16 protein-coding genes and 1 pseudogene are annotated in these 16,325 nt (G+C 57.0%); 13 read left to right on the top strand and 4 right to left on the bottom strand.

The genetic code is table 11. From position 1 onward, the window contains the following. Nucleotides 1-40: 40 nt before the first annotated feature. From ACTQY5_RS09065 to yaaA, 13 genes are all read left to right on the top strand, one after another. Nucleotides 41-883 (top strand): sulfide/dihydroorotate dehydrogenase-like FAD/NAD-binding protein, encoded by an 843-nt coding sequence (locus tag ACTQY5_RS09065; RefSeq protein WP_326831107.1) that lies wholly within the window; start codon nt 41-43, stop codon nt 881-883. Then, on the top strand, nt 868-2,268 hold the full coding sequence (gltA, locus tag ACTQY5_RS09070; RefSeq protein WP_288174301.1) for an NADPH-dependent glutamate synthase: 1,401 nt from the start codon (nt 868-870) through the stop codon (nt 2,266-2,268). The genes ACTQY5_RS09065 and gltA overlap by 16 nt, the downstream gene beginning before the upstream one ends. Before the next feature lie 9 nt (nt 2,269-2,277). Further along, nucleotides 2,278-3,444, top strand: a complete 1,167-nt coding sequence (locus ACTQY5_RS09075; protein WP_154487883.1) for a hypothetical protein — start codon at nt 2,278-2,280, stop codon at nt 3,442-3,444. A gap of 408 nt (nt 3,445-3,852) precedes the next feature. Continuing rightward, entirely contained in the window at nt 3,853-4,911 is a 1,059-nt protein-coding gene (locus ACTQY5_RS09080; protein ID WP_279128023.1) for an OmpA family protein, read from the top strand. A gap of 96 nt (nt 4,912-5,007) precedes the next feature. Continuing rightward, on the top strand, nt 5,008-5,505 hold the full coding sequence (locus tag ACTQY5_RS09085) for an HD domain-containing protein (RefSeq protein ID WP_022486846.1): 498 nt from the start codon (nt 5,008-5,010) through the stop codon (nt 5,503-5,505). Nucleotides 5,506-5,508: 3 nt separating this feature from the next. Beyond that, the gene (locus ACTQY5_RS09090) at nt 5,509-6,633 is read left to right on the top strand and encodes a hypothetical protein (RefSeq protein WP_154487881.1); all 1,125 of its coding nucleotides are present in this window, start codon (nt 5,509-5,511) and stop codon (nt 6,631-6,633) included. Nucleotides 6,634-6,649: 16 nt separating this feature from the next. Further along, a complete protein-coding gene (locus tag ACTQY5_RS09095) occupies nt 6,650-8,221 on the top strand; it encodes a DUF4127 family protein (RefSeq protein WP_441369096.1) in 1,572 nt (523 codons plus the stop codon). Between the two features lie 51 nt (nt 8,222-8,272). Then, complete coding sequence (locus ACTQY5_RS09100) at nt 8,273-9,571, top strand: amidohydrolase (RefSeq protein ID WP_022486849.1); 1,299 nt, start codon at nt 8,273-8,275, stop codon at nt 9,569-9,571. Nucleotides 9,572-9,943: 372 nt separating this feature from the next. Beyond that, a complete protein-coding gene (locus ACTQY5_RS09105; RefSeq protein WP_022486850.1) occupies nt 9,944-10,465 on the top strand; it encodes a hypothetical protein in 522 nt (173 codons plus the stop codon). Nucleotides 10,466-10,467: 2 nt separating this feature from the next. Continuing rightward, nucleotides 10,468-10,902, top strand: a complete 435-nt coding sequence (locus ACTQY5_RS09110; protein ID WP_022486851.1) for an HD domain-containing protein — start codon at nt 10,468-10,470, stop codon at nt 10,900-10,902. Between the two features lie 37 nt (nt 10,903-10,939). Continuing rightward, entirely contained in the window at nt 10,940-11,842 is a 903-nt protein-coding gene (locus ACTQY5_RS09115; protein ID WP_441369097.1) for a tetratricopeptide repeat protein, read from the top strand. A 386-nt stretch (nt 11,843-12,228) separates the two neighbouring features. Continuing rightward, a complete protein-coding gene (gene bcp, locus ACTQY5_RS09120; protein WP_303224934.1) occupies nt 12,229-12,684 on the top strand; it encodes a thioredoxin-dependent thiol peroxidase in 456 nt (151 codons plus the stop codon). After that, nucleotides 12,681-13,436: a peroxide stress protein YaaA gene (gene yaaA / locus ACTQY5_RS09125; protein ID WP_441369098.1), complete on the top strand. Its 756-nt coding sequence runs from the start codon at nt 12,681-12,683 to the stop codon at nt 13,434-13,436. Before bcp ends, yaaA begins: the two co-directional genes overlap by 4 nt. Before the next feature lie 468 nt (nt 13,437-13,904). Here the strand turns inward: yaaA and ACTQY5_RS09130 are convergent. The 4 genes and pseudogenes from ACTQY5_RS09130 to ACTQY5_RS09145 all read right to left on the bottom strand — a co-directional run. Next, a pseudogene (locus ACTQY5_RS09130) lies at nt 13,905-14,621 on the bottom strand (Rpn family recombination-promoting nuclease/putative transposase); the annotation flags it as partial. 389 nt (nt 14,622-15,010) lie between these two features. After that, nucleotides 15,011-15,160, bottom strand: a complete 150-nt coding sequence (locus ACTQY5_RS09135; protein ID WP_022486652.1) for a YvrJ family protein — start codon at nt 15,158-15,160, stop codon at nt 15,011-15,013. 3 nt (nt 15,161-15,163) lie between these two features. Further along, complete coding sequence (locus ACTQY5_RS09140; protein ID WP_154487234.1) at nt 15,164-15,409, bottom strand: DUF2922 domain-containing protein; 246 nt, start codon at nt 15,407-15,409, stop codon at nt 15,164-15,166. Between the two features lie 15 nt (nt 15,410-15,424). Next, nucleotides 15,425-15,652 (bottom strand): DUF1659 domain-containing protein, encoded by a 228-nt coding sequence (locus ACTQY5_RS09145; protein WP_195839581.1) that lies wholly within the window; start codon nt 15,650-15,652, stop codon nt 15,425-15,427. Nucleotides 15,653-16,325 lie beyond the last annotated feature (673 nt).

Genomic DNA, 16,325 nt, shown 5'->3' on the forward strand with positions numbered 1-16,325 from the left:
CTGACGATGAATGAAAAACGACAATAAAGGAGTGTTTGGTGTGGCAAAGATCTTGAAAAAACTGCAGCTGGCACCTGCAGTCTGGGAATTTGAAGTGGATGCGCCTCTCATTGCGCACAAATGCAAACCGGGACAGTTCGTCATGGTACTGGTGGATGAAACCAGCGAACGGATCCCTCTGACCATCGGCGATTTCGACCGGGAAAAAGGCTCCATCACCCTGATGGTCCAGGCGGTGGGGAACACTACCCGGCACCTGTGTGAAGATTTCGCCCAGGGAGACGATATCCAGCACATCCTGGGACCTCTGGGCCAGCCTTCTGAAATGGGCAAATTCGGCACTGTGGTCATGGTCTGCGGGGGCATCGGCGTGGCGCCGGTCCATCCCATCGCCCGGGCCTATCACGAACTGGGCAACAAGGTGATCACCATCATCGGGGGCCGTCACAAAGACCTGATCCTGTGGCGGGACCGGATGGAAAAGATCAGCGATGAAATGATCATCACCACCGACGACGGGTCCGAAGGCATCAAGGGCTTTGTTACCGATCCCCTCCGGAAAATGCTGGAAGCAGGGAACCATCCGGATCTGGTGGTGGCCATCGGCCCCATCATCATGATGATGAACGTGGCCAAGGTCACCCGGCCTTACAACGTGAAGACCACTGCCAGCCTCAGCTGCCTTATGGTGGACGGCACCGGCATGTGCGGCGGCTGCCGGGTGCAGGTGGGCAATGAAAGCAAGTTCACCTGCTGTGACGGGCCGGAATTCGATGCCCATCAGGTGGACTTCAAGAACCTGATGCAGCGTTCCAAGATGTACAAGGACCAGGAAGCAGTAGAATACAGTTGCGGGGGGCATTGCAGATGCGTGGAGGAATGAGAAATCCCATGCCGGAACAGCCGGCTGATGTACGGAACCATAATTTCGAGGAAGTGGCCCTGGGCTATCCGGAAGACACGGCGGTGGATGAAGCCCAGCGCTGCCTGAACTGCAAGAATCCCCAGTGCGTGAAGGGGTGCCCGGTGAACGTGGACATTCCCCAGTTCATCCATGCCCTGACGGAAAAGGATTTTGACGGCGCCATCCACATCCTGAAGAACAAGAACTCCCTGCCTGCCGTGTGCGGCCGGGTGTGTCCCCAGGAAAACCAGTGCGAAAAACACTGCATCCTGGGCATCAAGGGAGAACCGGTGGCCATCGGCCGTCTGGAACGGTTCGTGGCGGACCGGGCCCGGGAAAAGGGCACGGACATGGTGAAGGAAGGCCTGGCACCCAAGAACGGCATCAAAGTGGCTGTAGTGGGCGGAGGCCCCTCCTGTCTCACCGCTGCCGGGGATCTGGCCAAAATGGGCTATGACGTGACCCTGTTCGAAGCCCTCCACAAAGTGGGCGGGGTGCTCATGTACGGCATCCCTGAATTCCGTCTGCCCAAAGCCATCGTCCAGCACGAAATCGAACAGCTGAAGGTGCTGGGCGTGAAGATCATGACCGATGTGGTGATCGGCCGCACCTTTACCCTCCATGAACTGTTGGGTGAAGAAGGGTTCCAGGCTGTGTACGTGGGTACCGGCGCCGGGCTGCCCCATTTTATGCGGATCCCCGGAGAAGCCCTCAACGGGGTGTACGCTGCCAACGAATTCCTTACCCGGGTGAACCTGATGGGAGCCTGGAAGTTCCCGAAAATGGCCACTCCCGTGTATGTAGGGAAGAACGTGGCTGTGGTGGGGGCCGGCAACGTGGCCATGGATGCCGCCCGGACCGCCAAACGGCTGGGAGCGGAAAACGTCTACGTGGTCTACCGCCGGAGCGAAGCGGAAATGCCCGCCCGGAAGGAAGAAATCCAGCACGCCAAGGCGGAAGGCATCGAACTCCACATGCTGAACAACCCGGTGAAGATCCTGGGGAACGAAGATGGCTGGGTCACCGGCATGGAATGTGTCCGGACCCAGTTGGGCGAACCGGATGCCTCCGGCCGCCGGAGCCCGGTGGAGATCCCCGGCTCCAACCATGTGTTCGATGTGGACATGGTGGTGATGGCCATCGGCCAGGGCCCCAACCCCCTGCTGAAACACACCACCCCGGATCTGGTGACCAACCGGAAGGGGCTCATTACCGTGGATGAAAAGGAAGAAACCTCCATCCCGGGAGTCTTTGCCGGCGGTGACATCGTCACCGGGGCAGCCACCGTTATTTCCGCCATGGGGGCCGGCAAGAAGGCCGCCCTGGAAATGGATGCCTATCTGAAAGAAAAATTAGGGAAGTAACTGCAGAGCATGAATAAACTGAAACGATGGGGGCTGGCTGCGGCTCTCCTGTGCCTGGGTCTGTTCCAGGCCGGGGAGGCCGGAGCGGCAGCACCCAAAAACACCTACAAACCTGCCAGCGGAGGCTATACCCTGACGGTGCCTCCCGGCAGCAAAGAGATTTACCATACCTCCACGGGGATCCGCTTCACCGTGGGGAAGGATTTCCTGGTCAGTGCGGATCTGTACACCCTGCCCAGTTTTGTGTCCGTCCCCATGAAGCAGTACTCCACGGAGCAGAAGAAAGATTTCAAGAAGTTCCTGGGGAAGATCCAGGACCAGGAAAACGACACCATCCAGGATGACGGCAGCTCCCGGAATTTCGGCAGCCAGCCGGCCCTGGACGGGATCCTGGGAGAAAAGCTCCGAAAGTATCGGAGCACTTCCGGAGAACCGGAACCCAAAAAGGACAAGAAGAAGGATCTGGACAGCTATACCTATGTGGCGGTGCCGGAAGACAAGCTGCGGACCCACCGGCCCTTTCTGATCGGCCGGGCCTACCAGCCGGAAAAGAACGTGCTGCTGGTGGTGAACGTAAGCGCGCCGGAAAACCTGGAAGCGGCGGCCCGGTCCGCCCTCCAGTCCCTGTGTTCCGACCTGACGCTCAGCCGGGTGAAGTACACCGATGTGAACCTTCTCACGGTGCCCGGCATGGGCTATGAAATGGAAATCCCCAGCGGCTGGCGGATGTACACCCTCCGGGCGGACAATGTGCTGTTCGGACGGTCTCTGAGCAGCGTCCACACCGACGGGATGATGGTCCGGGAATTTTCCGATGACACTTTTGCGGAACTGGGGAATTCCACCCCCGAAGGGCTGAAGGAAGCGGAGAGCGCCTTCATCCAGAAGGTGACCCGGTATACGCCCAACATTACGGTACTGCGCCACGAACCCATTTCCGTGGGCACCCTCAACGGGAGCATGGCGGAATGCACCGACAGCGGGGACCTGAAAAAGGTCTTTGTGGTGAACACCTATCTGATGAACGCCCAGGGCAACGGGTATCAGATCCGGTACCAGACCGACGACACCATCAACTACGACCTGAAACTCCGGGCCTTCAAACAGTCCGTGGAAAGCTTCAGCCTCCTCCAGAACAACGACGGAAGCGGCCTGAAGCCGGGGAAGGATATGTGAAAAGGAGGTGTTGCACGTTAGGTGCAACACCTCCTAGCTGTAGAGCCGCATAGCGGCTCAAGTCTGGAGTCTGAAGTCTGGAGCCGAAGGTAAAATTTGCAAGCAAATTTTTGAATATGTAATGTAGGACCTTTGGACGAAATGATCTCTCCTATTGATTGCGATTCTGGTTCTACAGAATCAAAAGGATCCGTCCAGCCAGACGGATCCTGTCCTGAGGCTTCCGACTTCAGACTCCTGACTCCCGACTAGGGGCTGTTGCCTGTGCAACAGCCCCATTTTCACGTTTATGTCACAAACCATTCATAATCTCTTCATCCAGAAAGGTATACAATATGAATTGTAAAGTGACTGGTCAGTCCAGTACTTTTTATATGGAAAAAATTGAACGGGAAGAAGGAATCTTCAATGCAGAAGAAAGCATTTGCAGTGACGCTGGCTGTACTGGCTTCCGTTGCTTCCATGGGTTTTGCAGCTCCCCAGACCAGCTGGGATCAGGGAGAATGGCAGCTGAACGCAGGGGCCTGGGCTCCCAAAGCCAAATTCGACGGGAATGAATCCAGCACCAAATGGAACTTTGACGGTGGCCTGGGTTATGGGATTTCCGATAAATGGGCTCTGGAATACAACTATCGGGGCCTGAAGACCAAAGCCGGAGATTTCAAGACCGACGGGGACCAGAACGAAGTGAACCTGGTATACAGCCTGGGCAAGAACTGGGCTCTGTTCGGCGGCTGGAACCGGATCAACAACGACTTTGACGGCAGCTACCATGGGGCACACACCGGCAGCGCTGACAGCGTGATCAACAACGTGGCTCAGTTCGGTGTACGGACCAAATACGACCTGGCCAAGAACCTGGCTTTCTATGCAGAAGGCGCCCTGGGCACCAAGAAGACCAGCCAGTGGGATGCCGGCCTGGCATACACCTTTGCTGACAACTGGGATCTGAATGCCGGCTACCGGTATGTGGATACCAAGCTGAACGATGACAACAACATCAAATACCGTGGCTTCCTGGTAGGCCTGTCCTATCGGTTCGGCGGCCACAAGAAAGCGGCTCCGGCACCTGTGGAAGAACCGGTGGCACCGACGGTGGCTGAACCGGTTGCTCCGGCTCATGTGTACAATGACTACTATCTGGACAGCATCCACTTCGATTCTGATGTGGATACCCCGAAGGCTTCCGAAGCTGCCAAACTGGCCAACTTTGTAGCCGTAGCCAAGGCTCATCCGGATTCCACCTTCAAACTGGTAGGGAACACCGACTCCGATGCTTCCAACGCCTACAACGAAGACCTGTCCAAACGCCGTGTGCTGAACGTGGCCAAATACGCCAACGACAACGGTGTGGCTGCTTCCCGTATGCAGCTGAACTACAAGGGCGAAAACAACCCTGCGTCCAGCAACGCCACCGAAGCCGGCAAAGCCGACAACCGCCGTGTGGATATCTGGGAACATAAATAATTGAAAAAGCAAAAGGGCTGTTGCACGGGCAACAGCCCCTTTCTTTTTCCCCCTTCTTCCCCTATAATATCCCTATCAGAAAGGTCGTGATCATTTATGGAACCATTGGAAAAAATCGCCCGGGCTGCCATTGCCTATGATGCAGGGGATCCCCGGCGGATCCATCATCTTTTGAAAGTCCATGCTTTTGCCCGGCTGATCGGGCTGGGGGAGGGGCTGGATCCCCGGACCCTGTTCCGGCTGGAAGCCGCCGCCTATCTCCATGATATCGGCATCCACGAAGGAGAACGCCGGTACGGCCACTGCACCGGGAAGATCCAGGAAGAACTGGGCCCGGACATTGCCCAGCCCATCCTGGCAGACGCCGGCATCACCGGAGAAGACGCAGAACGGATCAAGTGGCTCATCGGCCATCATCATACCTATGCCAGCATCGACGGCCCGGACGCCCAGATCCTGGCGGAAGCGGATATGCTGGTGAACCCCTACGAAGACGGAGATAACCGGCAGCAGGATGAAGCCCTGTATCAGCGGCTGTACAAGACGGAAACCGGGAAGAAGTTGTTCGAGGAGCTGTATTTGAAGGACCGATAAATCATGACAAAACAGCAGACCGCCGGGAATCCTTCGCCGGATCCCCGGCAAAAAGAACAGGAGCAGGCACAGGCCCGGCGCCGGAAAAAGAAAAAAATCGCTCTGGGGGCGGCCCTGGCGGTGCTGATCGGGGCCGTTTCCGGCTGGTACTTCCTGTACTATATCCGCACCCCCCAGTATGCGGTGAAACTGATCCGGGAATCAGTGAACAAGCACGATATCGTTACCTTCCAGGACCATACGGACCTTACGAAAGTGGTGGACAAGGGGTATGATGCCCTGCTGGCCGCCCAGGGGGAAAATGACGTGGAGGACGGTTATACCGAAGGGGAAAAGGACGAAATCACCCGGCACCTGGAGGAATTGATCCACAATGCCGTCCTGACCGGGGACTGGACCGATTCCTACCGGAAGACCCACCCGGACAAGGTGCTGCCAGTGGACTGGAATGCCCTGAAGGTGAAGGACATCCAGCCCGGGGCCAGCTATCCCCAGGATGCCCTGGTGAACGTCCAGCTGGATAATCCGGCGGTGGGCACGGATACCCTGGTGCTCCACATGCAGAAAAATGAAAAAGGGGACTGGCAGCTGGTGGAAATCACCAACCTGAAAGGGTATTACGGGAAGATCCTCCAGAAAAATCCCCGGACCAAACAGACGAAACAGGCGGCAGGAGTGGCCGGAGCCGTGCTCCAGGCGGCCCAGGGGCTGGAAGACACCCCCCTGGCTCCCCTCTATGAAGCAGTCCGGGACAAGGTCCAGGAAGCCACTGGCAGTGATGAGCCAGCAGGGGGCAGTGGGACACAGGGAGGCACCCGGCGGAAAAGTGCCGGCAGCCAGGGCACCGTTCTGCCTCCTGCGGTCCAGGGACCCGGAACCACCAGCCCGGAAACCCTGGAACAGCAGCGTCAGGCCCTCCAGAAGGCCCTGAACAGCCCCCTTGTAGGCAAAGTGGTAAGGACACTGGTGGACCACCAGGATGAGATCCTGGCCAAACTGGACCAGCTGGCCCAGGCTGCCCAGAACGGCCAGGGAGATGCCGCCATCCAGCAGGAAATCAGCAAATACCAGGGCCAGCTCCAGACCATAGCCAAGATCCTGGATCTGGCGGCCAGATGGATGAATTAGAAAAAGAGGTGCAGACTTGGGCTGGTGTAAACGTTTTGGTGCTTTTGTTGTGCTGCTGATGGGTGTTTGTGCACCGGCGGCAGCGGAGAAAATCCTTTTCATTCCCCTGGACAACCGTCCCGTGTCCCTGGCCTATACGGTGGACAGCTTCCGGAAGGCAGGGGTCCAGGTGGTGACCCCGCCGGAGAAGTTCCTGGCCAGCGACCGGCAGAACGGGGACCCGGACAAGCTGGCCCAATGGCTGGACCAGGAAGCCCGGGGAGCGGCAGGAGCGGTGGTATCCACGGACAGTCTCATTTACGGGGGCCTGGTGCCTTCCCGGACCCATGAACTGGATCCGGCGGTGCTGGCCCAAAGGGCCAATGCTCTGCTGGCCTTCAAAAAGCGGCACCCGGGAGTGCCCCTTTACGGCTTTGCCACGGTGATGCGCTCCCCCAAGTGGAGCAGCGCTCCGGCGGAACCGGCCTATTATGCCCAGTACGGACCTCAGATTTTCCGGTGGGGACAGCTCCGGGACAAAAAGCGGCTGGGGATCCTCACCCGGAAGGAGAAAAACGAACTGAACCAGGTGGAACAGGCTCTGCCCCTGGATATCCGCCGGGATGTACTGGAACGCCGGGGGAAGAACCTGTTTGTGCTGAAAGGGCTTACCCGGGGCCTGGAAGCAGGGAAAATGGACTATTTCCTCATCGGACGGGACGATTCCGCCCCCTATTCCGAAGCCCACAAAGATGCGGCGGATCTGGAAAGTTTCGCCGACCCGGCCTTCCGGTACAAGTTCCGGAGTTTTTCCGGAGCGGACGAACTGGGGATGGTGCTGCTGAACCGGGCCCTGAACAAGGCACGGGGAGAGACCCCTCTGGTATACGGCTGGTACAATGGGGGCACCGGAGCCGCCACTGTGGCCAGTTACGAGGACAGCCCCATGGGCACCAGTTACCGGCAGCATGTGCTGGCTGCAGGAGGATACCCGGCCCGGACGGACAAGCGGGCGGACCTGGTGCTGGGGCTCTATACCCCGGGGGACGGGGTGACCCTGGGTGCGGATTCTGCCGCCAACGGACCGGATCTGGATGAACAGGGCCAGCAGTTCCTGGCCACTGCCCAAAAGTACGTCCGGCAGGGACGGAATGTGGGGATCGCCGACGTGGCCTTTGGAAACGGAGGCAGCACCGCCCTGGTAAAGGGCCTGCTGACCGGGGAACCGGGGCAGGAGCCTCTGGGGTACCGGCTGGGGTCCTACGCCGGGTGGAACACTGCCAGCAACAGCCTGGGATACGCCCTGGGCCAGGGGATGCTCCGGCCGTATCTGAGCGACCGGGACCGGCAGGACCTTTTGACCGTCCGGTACCTGGACGACTGGCTCTACCAGAGCAAAGTCCGGCAGCAGGTGCGCCAGGAACTGATCTGGCCCCGACAGTGGACGGACGGAAAGCTCACCGATGCCCAGACCGCCCAGGCGGAAACCCTGGTCACCGAAAAAATGCTGAAAGAAGGAGTGCCCCTCCTGGGCAAGCGGCCGGAACAGTACCGGTACAGCCTGCCCTGGCACAGGACCTTCGAAGTGGCAGTGAAGAGGGCAGAGTGAAGAGTGAAGAGAGCTAGAGACTGTTCAAATATATTCAGGGAGGATAAAACCATGACCTATTATGAGGAAGCTTTGGCAATGAAAGACGAAATGATCCAGCAGAGACGGGATCTCCATGCCCATCCGGAAACCGCCTGGACTGAATTCCGCACTACGTCCATCATCGCCACAGAACTGGAAAAACTGGGATATGAAGTGAAAATGGGCGCCGACGTGCTGGACGACAGTGCCCGGATGCTGGTGCCCGACGAAGATACCCTGAAAAAATGCGCCCAGCGGGCCATCAAGGAAGGGGCCAATCCGGTGCTGGTGGACCGGATGAAAGGGGGCATGACCGGCTGCGTGGGGATCATGCACTTTGCCAAACCTGGTAAAACCGTAGCTCTCCGGTTCGACATCGACTCCCTGTTCGTGGCCGAGGACCCGGCACCCAGCCACCGGCCCAGCGCCCTGGGGTTCCAGTCCAAACACCCCGGGCTCATGCACGCCTGCGGCCATGACGGCCATGCCACCATTGGCCTGGCCGTAGCCCGGCTGGTGGCTGCTCATAAGGACAAAATGGCCGGTACCCTGAAGATCTGCTTCCAGCCCGGGGAAGAAGGGGTGGTAGGGGCCAAGAGCATGGTCCAGAGCGGCATTGTGGATGATGTGGACTACTTCCTCAGCGGCCACATCGGCCTGGGGGATTACAACGACGGATCCCTGGTGTGCATGACCAAAGGGTTCCTGGCCACCGACAAACTGGATGCGGAATTCACCGGGGTGCCCAGCCACGCAGGCGCCGAACCGGAAAAAGGGAAGAATGCCCTTTTGGCCGCTGCCCAGGCTGCCATTTCCCTCCACACCATCAGCCGCCACAGCGGTGGTTCTTCCCGGATCAACGTAGGGGTCCTGGAAGCCGGCACCGGCCGGAACGTGGTGCCCGCCAACGGTCTGATCAAATTCGAGACCCGGGGAGAAACTGCCGAAATCAACGACTTCATGGCCAAAGAAGCCAGACGGATGTGCCGGGCCGCTGCCATGCTCTATGATGTGGACGTAAAGATCACCCCCCGGGGCAGCGCCACTTCCTCCAACTCCTCCAAGGAGATGGGAGAAGAAATCTATGATTTGGTGAAATCCCAGAATCTGTACCAGCATGTGGTAAAGGAACAGAAAGTCAGCGGCAGTGAAGACTGCTGCTACTTCATGAGCCGGGTCCAGGAACACGGCGGCCAGGCCGTCTACATGCTCTACGGCACCAAAGAAGCCGCCGGCCACCATCAGAGCGATTTTGATTTCAACGAAGACGTACTGCCCCGCACCGCCGCAACCATCACCCTGCTGGTGGAGCATTTTGGGAACAAGTAAGAGTGCAGAGTGAAGAGTGAAGAGCGGGCCTGTGGCCTGCCCCTACGGCGTCAGGGTCGGATGAAATGATCCCAGAAACGGAATTTTCGACAATTCCGTTTCTGGGATTTTTTTTGGATCGATTGATACCAAGGTTGTAGGGGCTGCACCCAGGGGAACCCGTCCCGGCCGCCGGTTTTTCCATGCAAGGCCAAATGGCCAGGCATTTGGCCTCCATGTGCAGTTCTGTGGGCTGTCTCATGGATGGGTCACTTTCCTTTGATTGTTAAAAAATATCTGTCCCCTTTTTTCCCCATTGGATGTCTTATAATAAGAAGAGAGAAAGCAGAGAACCAAGGATCCAAAGAGAGATTTCTATAGGAGGAATGGAGTATGGAGAGCCAATTGCTGGATCAGTTCGGAACGCGGCACTGTGGGGTATTCCTGGGGGTGGATCCCGAAAATCTGGAAGCCCTGAAGCGGTGGCTGCGTCTGGTGGATTTTCGCTGTGAATGGGTCTGGGGCGGACGGGAGCCCTGCTGTCAGGTACTGGTCCATATGAATGCACTGTACCGGCCGGTGTTGGAACGGCTGGGCCCTGCCATGAGCCGGCGGTTTGGGCAGAAAGGAACCCTTTTTGCCGACGAAAACGGCCAGGCCTGGGAATTTTCCCAAAAGGGAGACAAGGGCAAAGCCCTGGGACCACTGACACCCCAGGTGCTGGATCGGTTTTACAGCAGCCTCCTGGGGGAACCCTTCCACTTTCAGGGGTTCCGATTCATGTACACGGTGAATACCGGAGTGCCTGCCATCATCATGGCCCAGCATGTCCATGAGCTGATGGAAAAATATGAAGACTGGGATGTACGGTTCCTGGAGAGAATGGGAAATCCAAATGTAAATAAGGAGTGGTGAAAATGGATAAACTGGTATTGGCCTATGAAGTGGCAAAGAAATTCCACGCCGGACAAAAGGACCGGGCCGGGAAAGACTACATTTATCATGTGAAGTTCGTATCGGATCAGGTGCTTCCCCTGGGAGAAGAATATGCCCTGGTGGGGATGCTCCATGATACCCTGGAAGATACGGCCATGGACCGGGGAACCCTGGAACAGCTGTTTGGGAAAACCGTGGCAGATGCGGTGGCCCTGCTGACCCATGACAAGAAGGTGCCCTATCTGGACTATGTGCGGCAGATCAAAGAAAGCGGGAATCCCTACGCCATTGCCGTGAAAAAGGCGGACCTGCGGAACAATATGGACCTGACCCGGCTGCCGGAAGTGACGGAAAAGGACCGGAAACGGGTGGAAAAATACCGCAAAGCGTACGGGATTTTAAGTGAAGAGCAGTAGGCCGACAGAGGGCTGGGCATCGCAGGAGGTTCAGACTATGGAGAGCAAAGCAGGGGAAAAAGTAATGCGGGCAGATGCAAAGGAACAGCTGGGGAAAGAAACTTGTGAACTGGATCAACTGTTTTTGAATCTTCCAGCTGGGGAGGCTTATCCTCAAATCCAGGCGAAAGCCTGGGATGGCTGCGGCCGGGCTCTTTTTCTTCTGGCTCTGTACCTGGATGGAGGATATGGAACCTTCTTTCTGGATGAGGGACTGGCCCGGTCTTACGCTTCTGCGGCTTCCCGGGCCGGGGATCCGGTGGCTCCGGCCTTTGGCGCATTGAAAGACCTGCCCGGCCTGGGCGAATCCGTCCGGGTGTTCGTCCGGCAGAGAGAAAAAATCCGGGCCCGGGCAGCAGAAGGAGACTTCCTGGCACAGTATTATCTGGGAATCATGTACGCCTATGGAGAAGGCGTGGATCCATCCTATGAAGAAGCTCTGATTTGGTTCGGGAAGTCCGCTGCCCAGGGCTTTGCAGCGGCCCAGCTGGCCATGGGTTCCTTTCTCCGGCTGGTGAGTGAAGAGAAAAATGAAAGCTGGCGGGAGAAACGGCTGGCATGGTATCAGAAAGCCGCTGCAAAGGGCCATGCAGAAGCCCAGGTGCGCCTGGCCCAGGAATACCGGCTGCGCTGCCATGACCTGGAACAGGCCGGAATCTGGTATGAGAAAGCCGCCCGACAGGGCCATCCCGGAGCTTGTGAAATCATGGGATACTTTTGGGAAAGTGGATACCTGGGCCAGGCAGACCCTGCCCAGGCCCTGGTCTGGTATCGGAAAGCCTGGTTACGAGGCAGTCCCAGCGCCTGCAATGCCATTGCCAGACTGTACGAAGAAGGCAGGGGTGTTCCCCAGTCATGGAAACAGGCAGCAATGTGGTATAAAAGGTATTGGGGGAGATAGAAAGAAGGAGGGAACCCGCCGGGCGGGTTCCTGGGAACGTATAAAAAACGGAGGCCGGGACGGGCGTGCCTTTGGCGCGCCCCTACGCCGTTGGGGTCGGATGTTGGATACAACAGTCACAGAAACGGAATCTTCGATAACTTCGTTTCTGTGAATTTCCGTTGCATCTCTGATTCCAACGTGGTAGGGGCTCCCCGCAGGGGAGCCCGTCCCGGCCGCCCAGAGGGCTATACGTTCAACGGCAAATGCCCGGCATTTGCCATCCACAACGACGAACGACCAACGATGCACCAAAAGGCCGCCGGATTTTCCGGCGGCCTTTTCCAATCCATTCTATGTTATAATATCTTCCAAATAAACTGAGTGTTTTCAAGGAGGGGTTTGCCATGCTGGAAATTGGAACGGCGGCACCGGATTTTACGCTTCCGGATCAAAATGGGGACATGCATTCTTTGTCCGACTATCGGGGACGGAAAGTGGTCCTGTATTTTTATCCCCGGGATAATACCCCCGGCTGTACCAAACAGGCCTGTGCCTTTGGAGAACTGTATCCTCAGTTCCGGGAGAAGGGGGCTGTGGTACTGGGGGTCAGCAAGGATTCGGTGGCTTCCCACAAAAAATTCCAGGACAAATACGGTCTGCCTTTTACCCTGCTTTCTGATACGGAAAAGACCGTGCTCCAGGCCTATGACGTCTGGAAGGAAAAGAAATTGTACGGAAAGGTATCCATGGGCGTGGTGCGCAGCACCTATCTGATCGATGAACAGGGAATCATCGTTAAAGCTATGGGAAAAGTGAAACCGGCAGAAAATCCCGCCCAGATGCTGGAGGCGCTGGAATGAGGATCATCATTTCCCCGGCCAAGAAAATGCAGGTGGATCTGGAATCGGGGTGCTCCTGCACCCCGCCTTCTTTTTTGAAGAAAACCCGAAAACTGCTGACCTGGCTCCGGGGCCTGTCTTTTGAGGCGCTTCAGAAACTGTGGGCCTGCAGTCCGGCCCTGGCAGAAGAAAATTATGCTCGGCTCCGTCAGATGGATTTGGACCGGGAGGTTACGCCGGCGATCCTGGCCTATGAAGGGATCCAGTACCAGTACATGGCGCCTGCTGTGTTCGAAGACGGACAGATGGACTGGGTGGGGGAACGGGTCCGGATCCTTTCAGGATTTTATGGAGTGCTGCGGCCCTTTGACGGGGTGGTCCCCTACCGGTTGGAAATGCAGGCCAAGGGGGCACCGGAAGGGTCCCGGAACCTGTATGAGTTCTGGGGAGACCGGCTGTACCGGGCCTGCCGGGATGAGGACGGGGTAATCATCAATCTGGCATCCAAAGAATACAGCCGGGCAGTCGAAGCTTATTTGCAGCCGGGAGACCGGCTCATCCAGGTAATCTTTGGAGAATGGGCAGGAGACAAGGTGGTCCAGAAAGGGGCCTATGTGAAAATGGCCCGGGGAGAAATGGTCCGGTATCTGGCAGGCAAAGGAGCGGCAAAGCCGGAAGACATGAAAGGGTTCTGCTGGAGCGGCTATGTCTGGAGCCCGGAACTGTCCCGGGATGACCGGTATGTATTTATTCGGGATGGCAGGGCGGAGTGAAAGAGAAGTCAGAAACGGCCCGCTGCTTTTCTGTCTCACGCAGAAGGAGACCATCTGCTGGGGGCAGATAATCATGAGCTGACAGTCACTAGTCTCTAGTCTCTAGCGGCAGGAGGGAACCCACCGGGCGGGTTCCTGGGAACGTATAAAAAACGGAGGCCGGGACGGGCGTGCCTGTGGCGCGCCCCTACGCCGTTGCTGTCATATGTTCAAGCCGATGGTCACAGAAACGGAATCTTCGATAACTTCGTTTCTGTGAATTTCCGTTGCATCTCTGATCCCAACGTGGTAGGGGCTGCCCGCAGGGAAGCCCATCCCGGCCTGCGTTTTTTTATGTTCAAAGGCAGATGTGTGAGCATCTGGCATCCGAAACGACTCACGACGAACGACCAACGATGAACCAAAAGGCCGCCGGATTGTCCGGCGGCCTTATCATTGGGAAGGAAAACGCCCTGAGCGTTTTCTAACCTACAGCAATCCATGCAATTTTCCCAGTTTCTGGATCTGGTCCAGAGAGTAATGGGTGATCCGGGAAATGGTCTCCATGGGGATCTTTTCTTTCAGCATGGCAACAATGTTGGCTTCCCGTTCTTCCTGGCGGCCTTCTTGTATGCCTTTCTGTATGCCTTTCTGCATACCTTGTAGCATACCTTGCCGCATACCTTGCCGTATGTCTTTTTCTTTCTGGCGTCTTTTGAATCCACCACTTAAAATAATCATATATTCTCGCCTCACTTTATCCATACTCTTTACCAGATGGACTTCCTGATCCAGGCTTTCCACGAATTTCCCTTTTGCCGCTTTTCCATCCACGTACCGGAGAAAAGCGGCAATCTCAGGATCAACCGCATTTTCGCTGCCTTTACTGTTCAGGAACATCCTGGTTTCCTCATCTTTTAATTTTACCCTGTTATCTTCCTGACAGCAATGGGTAAATGTGTAAATTGGCAGATTCCGATGGAACGGGTCGAACGTGCAGATAAAGATTACGTGGGACGGGTTCAGTTCTTCATAGGGTTTGCCTTTATCCAGCAGTTCCCCATCAATCAGACTCTGGTAGAAACGGCTGCGTTTGGCCAGATCATTTCTGGGGGAGTTGGTGCACTGCATCTCGATGTCGTACACGCGGCCTTCTTCGTCTTCCACATATACATCAAGACGGATGCTTTTGCCGTCCAGCCGGAGGTTGACGGTCTTTCTGCCGGAGGCCGATGGTCATGAGCTGACAGTCACTGGTCTCTAGTCTCTAGCAGAAGGAGGGAACCCGCCGGGCGGGTTCCTGGGAACGTATAAAAAACGGAGGCCGGGATGGGCGGGCCTGGGGCCCGCCCCTACGCCGTTGCTGTCATATGTTCAAGCCGATGGTCACAGAAACGGAATCTTCGATAACTTTGTTTCTGTGATTTTACGTTGGTCCTCCGAATTCAACGGTGTAGGGGCTCCCCGCAGGGGAGCCCGTCCCGGCCGCCCAGGGGGCCATATATTCAAAACCAGATGCGGCAGCATCTGGTTTCCAACGGCCGCTGACCGCTGACAAAAAAAGCGTGCTGCATTTTCCGCAGCACGCTTTTTCTCTATTCCATTTTCACTGCCATGCGCAGCCGTTCGATGCTCTGGGTCAGGTTCTCCAGTTTCTCTTCCATGCGTACCAGCAGGTACCAGGAAATGACCATGGGGAATCCGTACTGGGCAGCCTGGCCGGCCAGCAGGGACAGATCCTCCATGGGTTAGCCCTCGGTGACTTCGTCAGTTCCGTCAGAGAGCAGATCCTTGACGTCGGTCACTTTGGCCCCCTGGATGGTTTCCACAGGAATGCCGTTCTTGGTGAGGAAGACTTTGCTTTCCACCACTTTGTTCATCACCGGCAGCACCATTTCCCGGTCTACGTCAGAGCGGGGGTTCACGATGCGGATGTTTTTGGTCGCTTTTTCGCTGTCCTTGAAAATCAGGTCCAGTTTTCTGGAATCTGCCATTGTGCACTACCTCCTTTACGCCACTTCTTCCAGGGTATGCCGTTCCACGATGTACATCCCCTTGGGAGCTTCTGCCATCAGCCCGCCGAATTCCTTGCCCACTTCCGCCAGTTTTTCAGGGGTGGCATCGGTGGACAGCTTTTCGTAGCTGATGTTCTTGAATTTGGGCTGGTCATTTTTGTCCACCCCGTTGCTGATTTCCAGCTGCAGGGTCACTGCGGTGAGGTTCTTTTGGATTGCCATTTTCATTCCTCCTTTGGATTGTAAGGATTGGGTTGCATCACAGGGTGTAAGGGGGCGGGGGCGAAAAGGGGCAGGGCCGCTTCTGTCCCACGCAGAAGGAGACCATCTGCCGGGGGCAGATGCTTTTGAAGGGAAACGCAGCCCTTGGGGGCTGCTAACCCACCACCATTGCGCAAGCGCAACGGTCCCCCGCCCTTGTAAAGGGCGGATATACGCTTGGGGCTTTGCCCCATTGCTTGATATAGGTGTGCGGCCTGATGGTCCATTGCTTTACGTGGGTGCCAGGGCGTAAGCCCGCGTACCCACTATCCGCCCTTTACAAGGGCGGGGGACCAGCCGACAGGCTGGTGGTGGGTTAGCAGCGTTAGCTGCGTTTTCTTTCAAAGGAACCTGGGCACGGGTTCCTTCCATAACAATTCACGATGAACGACAAATGATGAACCTGCAGATGCGCCAGCATCTGGCCTCCTACTGAGACGTGACAACAGCCGCTGCCCGCGGACCGGAAAAAGACTCACGGCTTTTTCCGCTTCACCCACTGATAATACAGTCCTTTGCCCCTGAGCACCGCCCCGCCGCTGCGCCATACTCCGTCATAGTCTTTCAGCTTCCACAGATCCCACCGTTCAAAAGCGGGCGTCCCGGCCATGCTTGGCCCGTAACCGTCCAGGTC

It is taken from the genome of Acidaminococcus sp. HCP3S3_H5, assembly GCF_052122235.1.
In the GTDB taxonomy this organism is placed as follows: domain Bacteria; phylum Bacillota; class Negativicutes; order Acidaminococcales; family Acidaminococcaceae; genus Acidaminococcus.

Bases quoted from the DNA above. Each gene is read 5' to 3' on its own strand.
- ACTQY5_RS09085 (WP_022486846.1), top strand. From the start codon at position 5,008: ATGGAACCATTGGAAAAAATCGCCCGGGCTGCCATTGCCTATGATGCA.
- yaaA (WP_441369098.1), top strand. From the start codon at position 12,681: ATGAGGATCATCATTTCCCCGGCCAAGAAAATGCAGGTGGATCTGGAA.
- ACTQY5_RS09140 (WP_154487234.1), bottom strand. From the start codon at position 15,409: ATGGCAGATTCCAGAAAACTGGACCTGATTTTCAAGGACAGCGAAAAA.
- ACTQY5_RS09080 (WP_279128023.1), top strand. From the start codon at position 3,853: ATGCAGAAGAAAGCATTTGCAGTGACGCTGGCTGTACTGGCTTCCGTT.
- ACTQY5_RS09090 (WP_154487881.1), top strand. From the start codon at position 5,509: ATGACAAAACAGCAGACCGCCGGGAATCCTTCGCCGGATCCCCGGCAA.
- bcp (WP_303224934.1), top strand. From the start codon at position 12,229: ATGCTGGAAATTGGAACGGCGGCACCGGATTTTACGCTTCCGGATCAA.
- ACTQY5_RS09115 (WP_441369097.1), top strand. From the start codon at position 10,940: ATGGAGAGCAAAGCAGGGGAAAAAGTAATGCGGGCAGATGCAAAGGAA.
- ACTQY5_RS09145 (WP_195839581.1), bottom strand. From the start codon at position 15,652: ATGGCAATCCAAAAGAACCTCACCGCAGTGACCCTGCAGCTGGAAATC.
- gltA (WP_288174301.1), top strand. From the start codon at position 868: ATGCGTGGAGGAATGAGAAATCCCATGCCGGAACAGCCGGCTGATGTA.
- ACTQY5_RS09100 (WP_022486849.1), top strand. From the start codon at position 8,273: ATGACCTATTATGAGGAAGCTTTGGCAATGAAAGACGAAATGATCCAG.
- ACTQY5_RS09105 (WP_022486850.1), top strand. From the start codon at position 9,944: ATGGAGAGCCAATTGCTGGATCAGTTCGGAACGCGGCACTGTGGGGTA.
- ACTQY5_RS09110 (WP_022486851.1), top strand. From the start codon at position 10,468: ATGGATAAACTGGTATTGGCCTATGAAGTGGCAAAGAAATTCCACGCC.
- ACTQY5_RS09075 (WP_154487883.1), top strand. From the start codon at position 2,278: ATGAATAAACTGAAACGATGGGGGCTGGCTGCGGCTCTCCTGTGCCTG.
- ACTQY5_RS09135 (WP_022486652.1), bottom strand. From the start codon at position 15,160: ATGGAGGATCTGTCCCTGCTGGCCGGCCAGGCTGCCCAGTACGGATTC.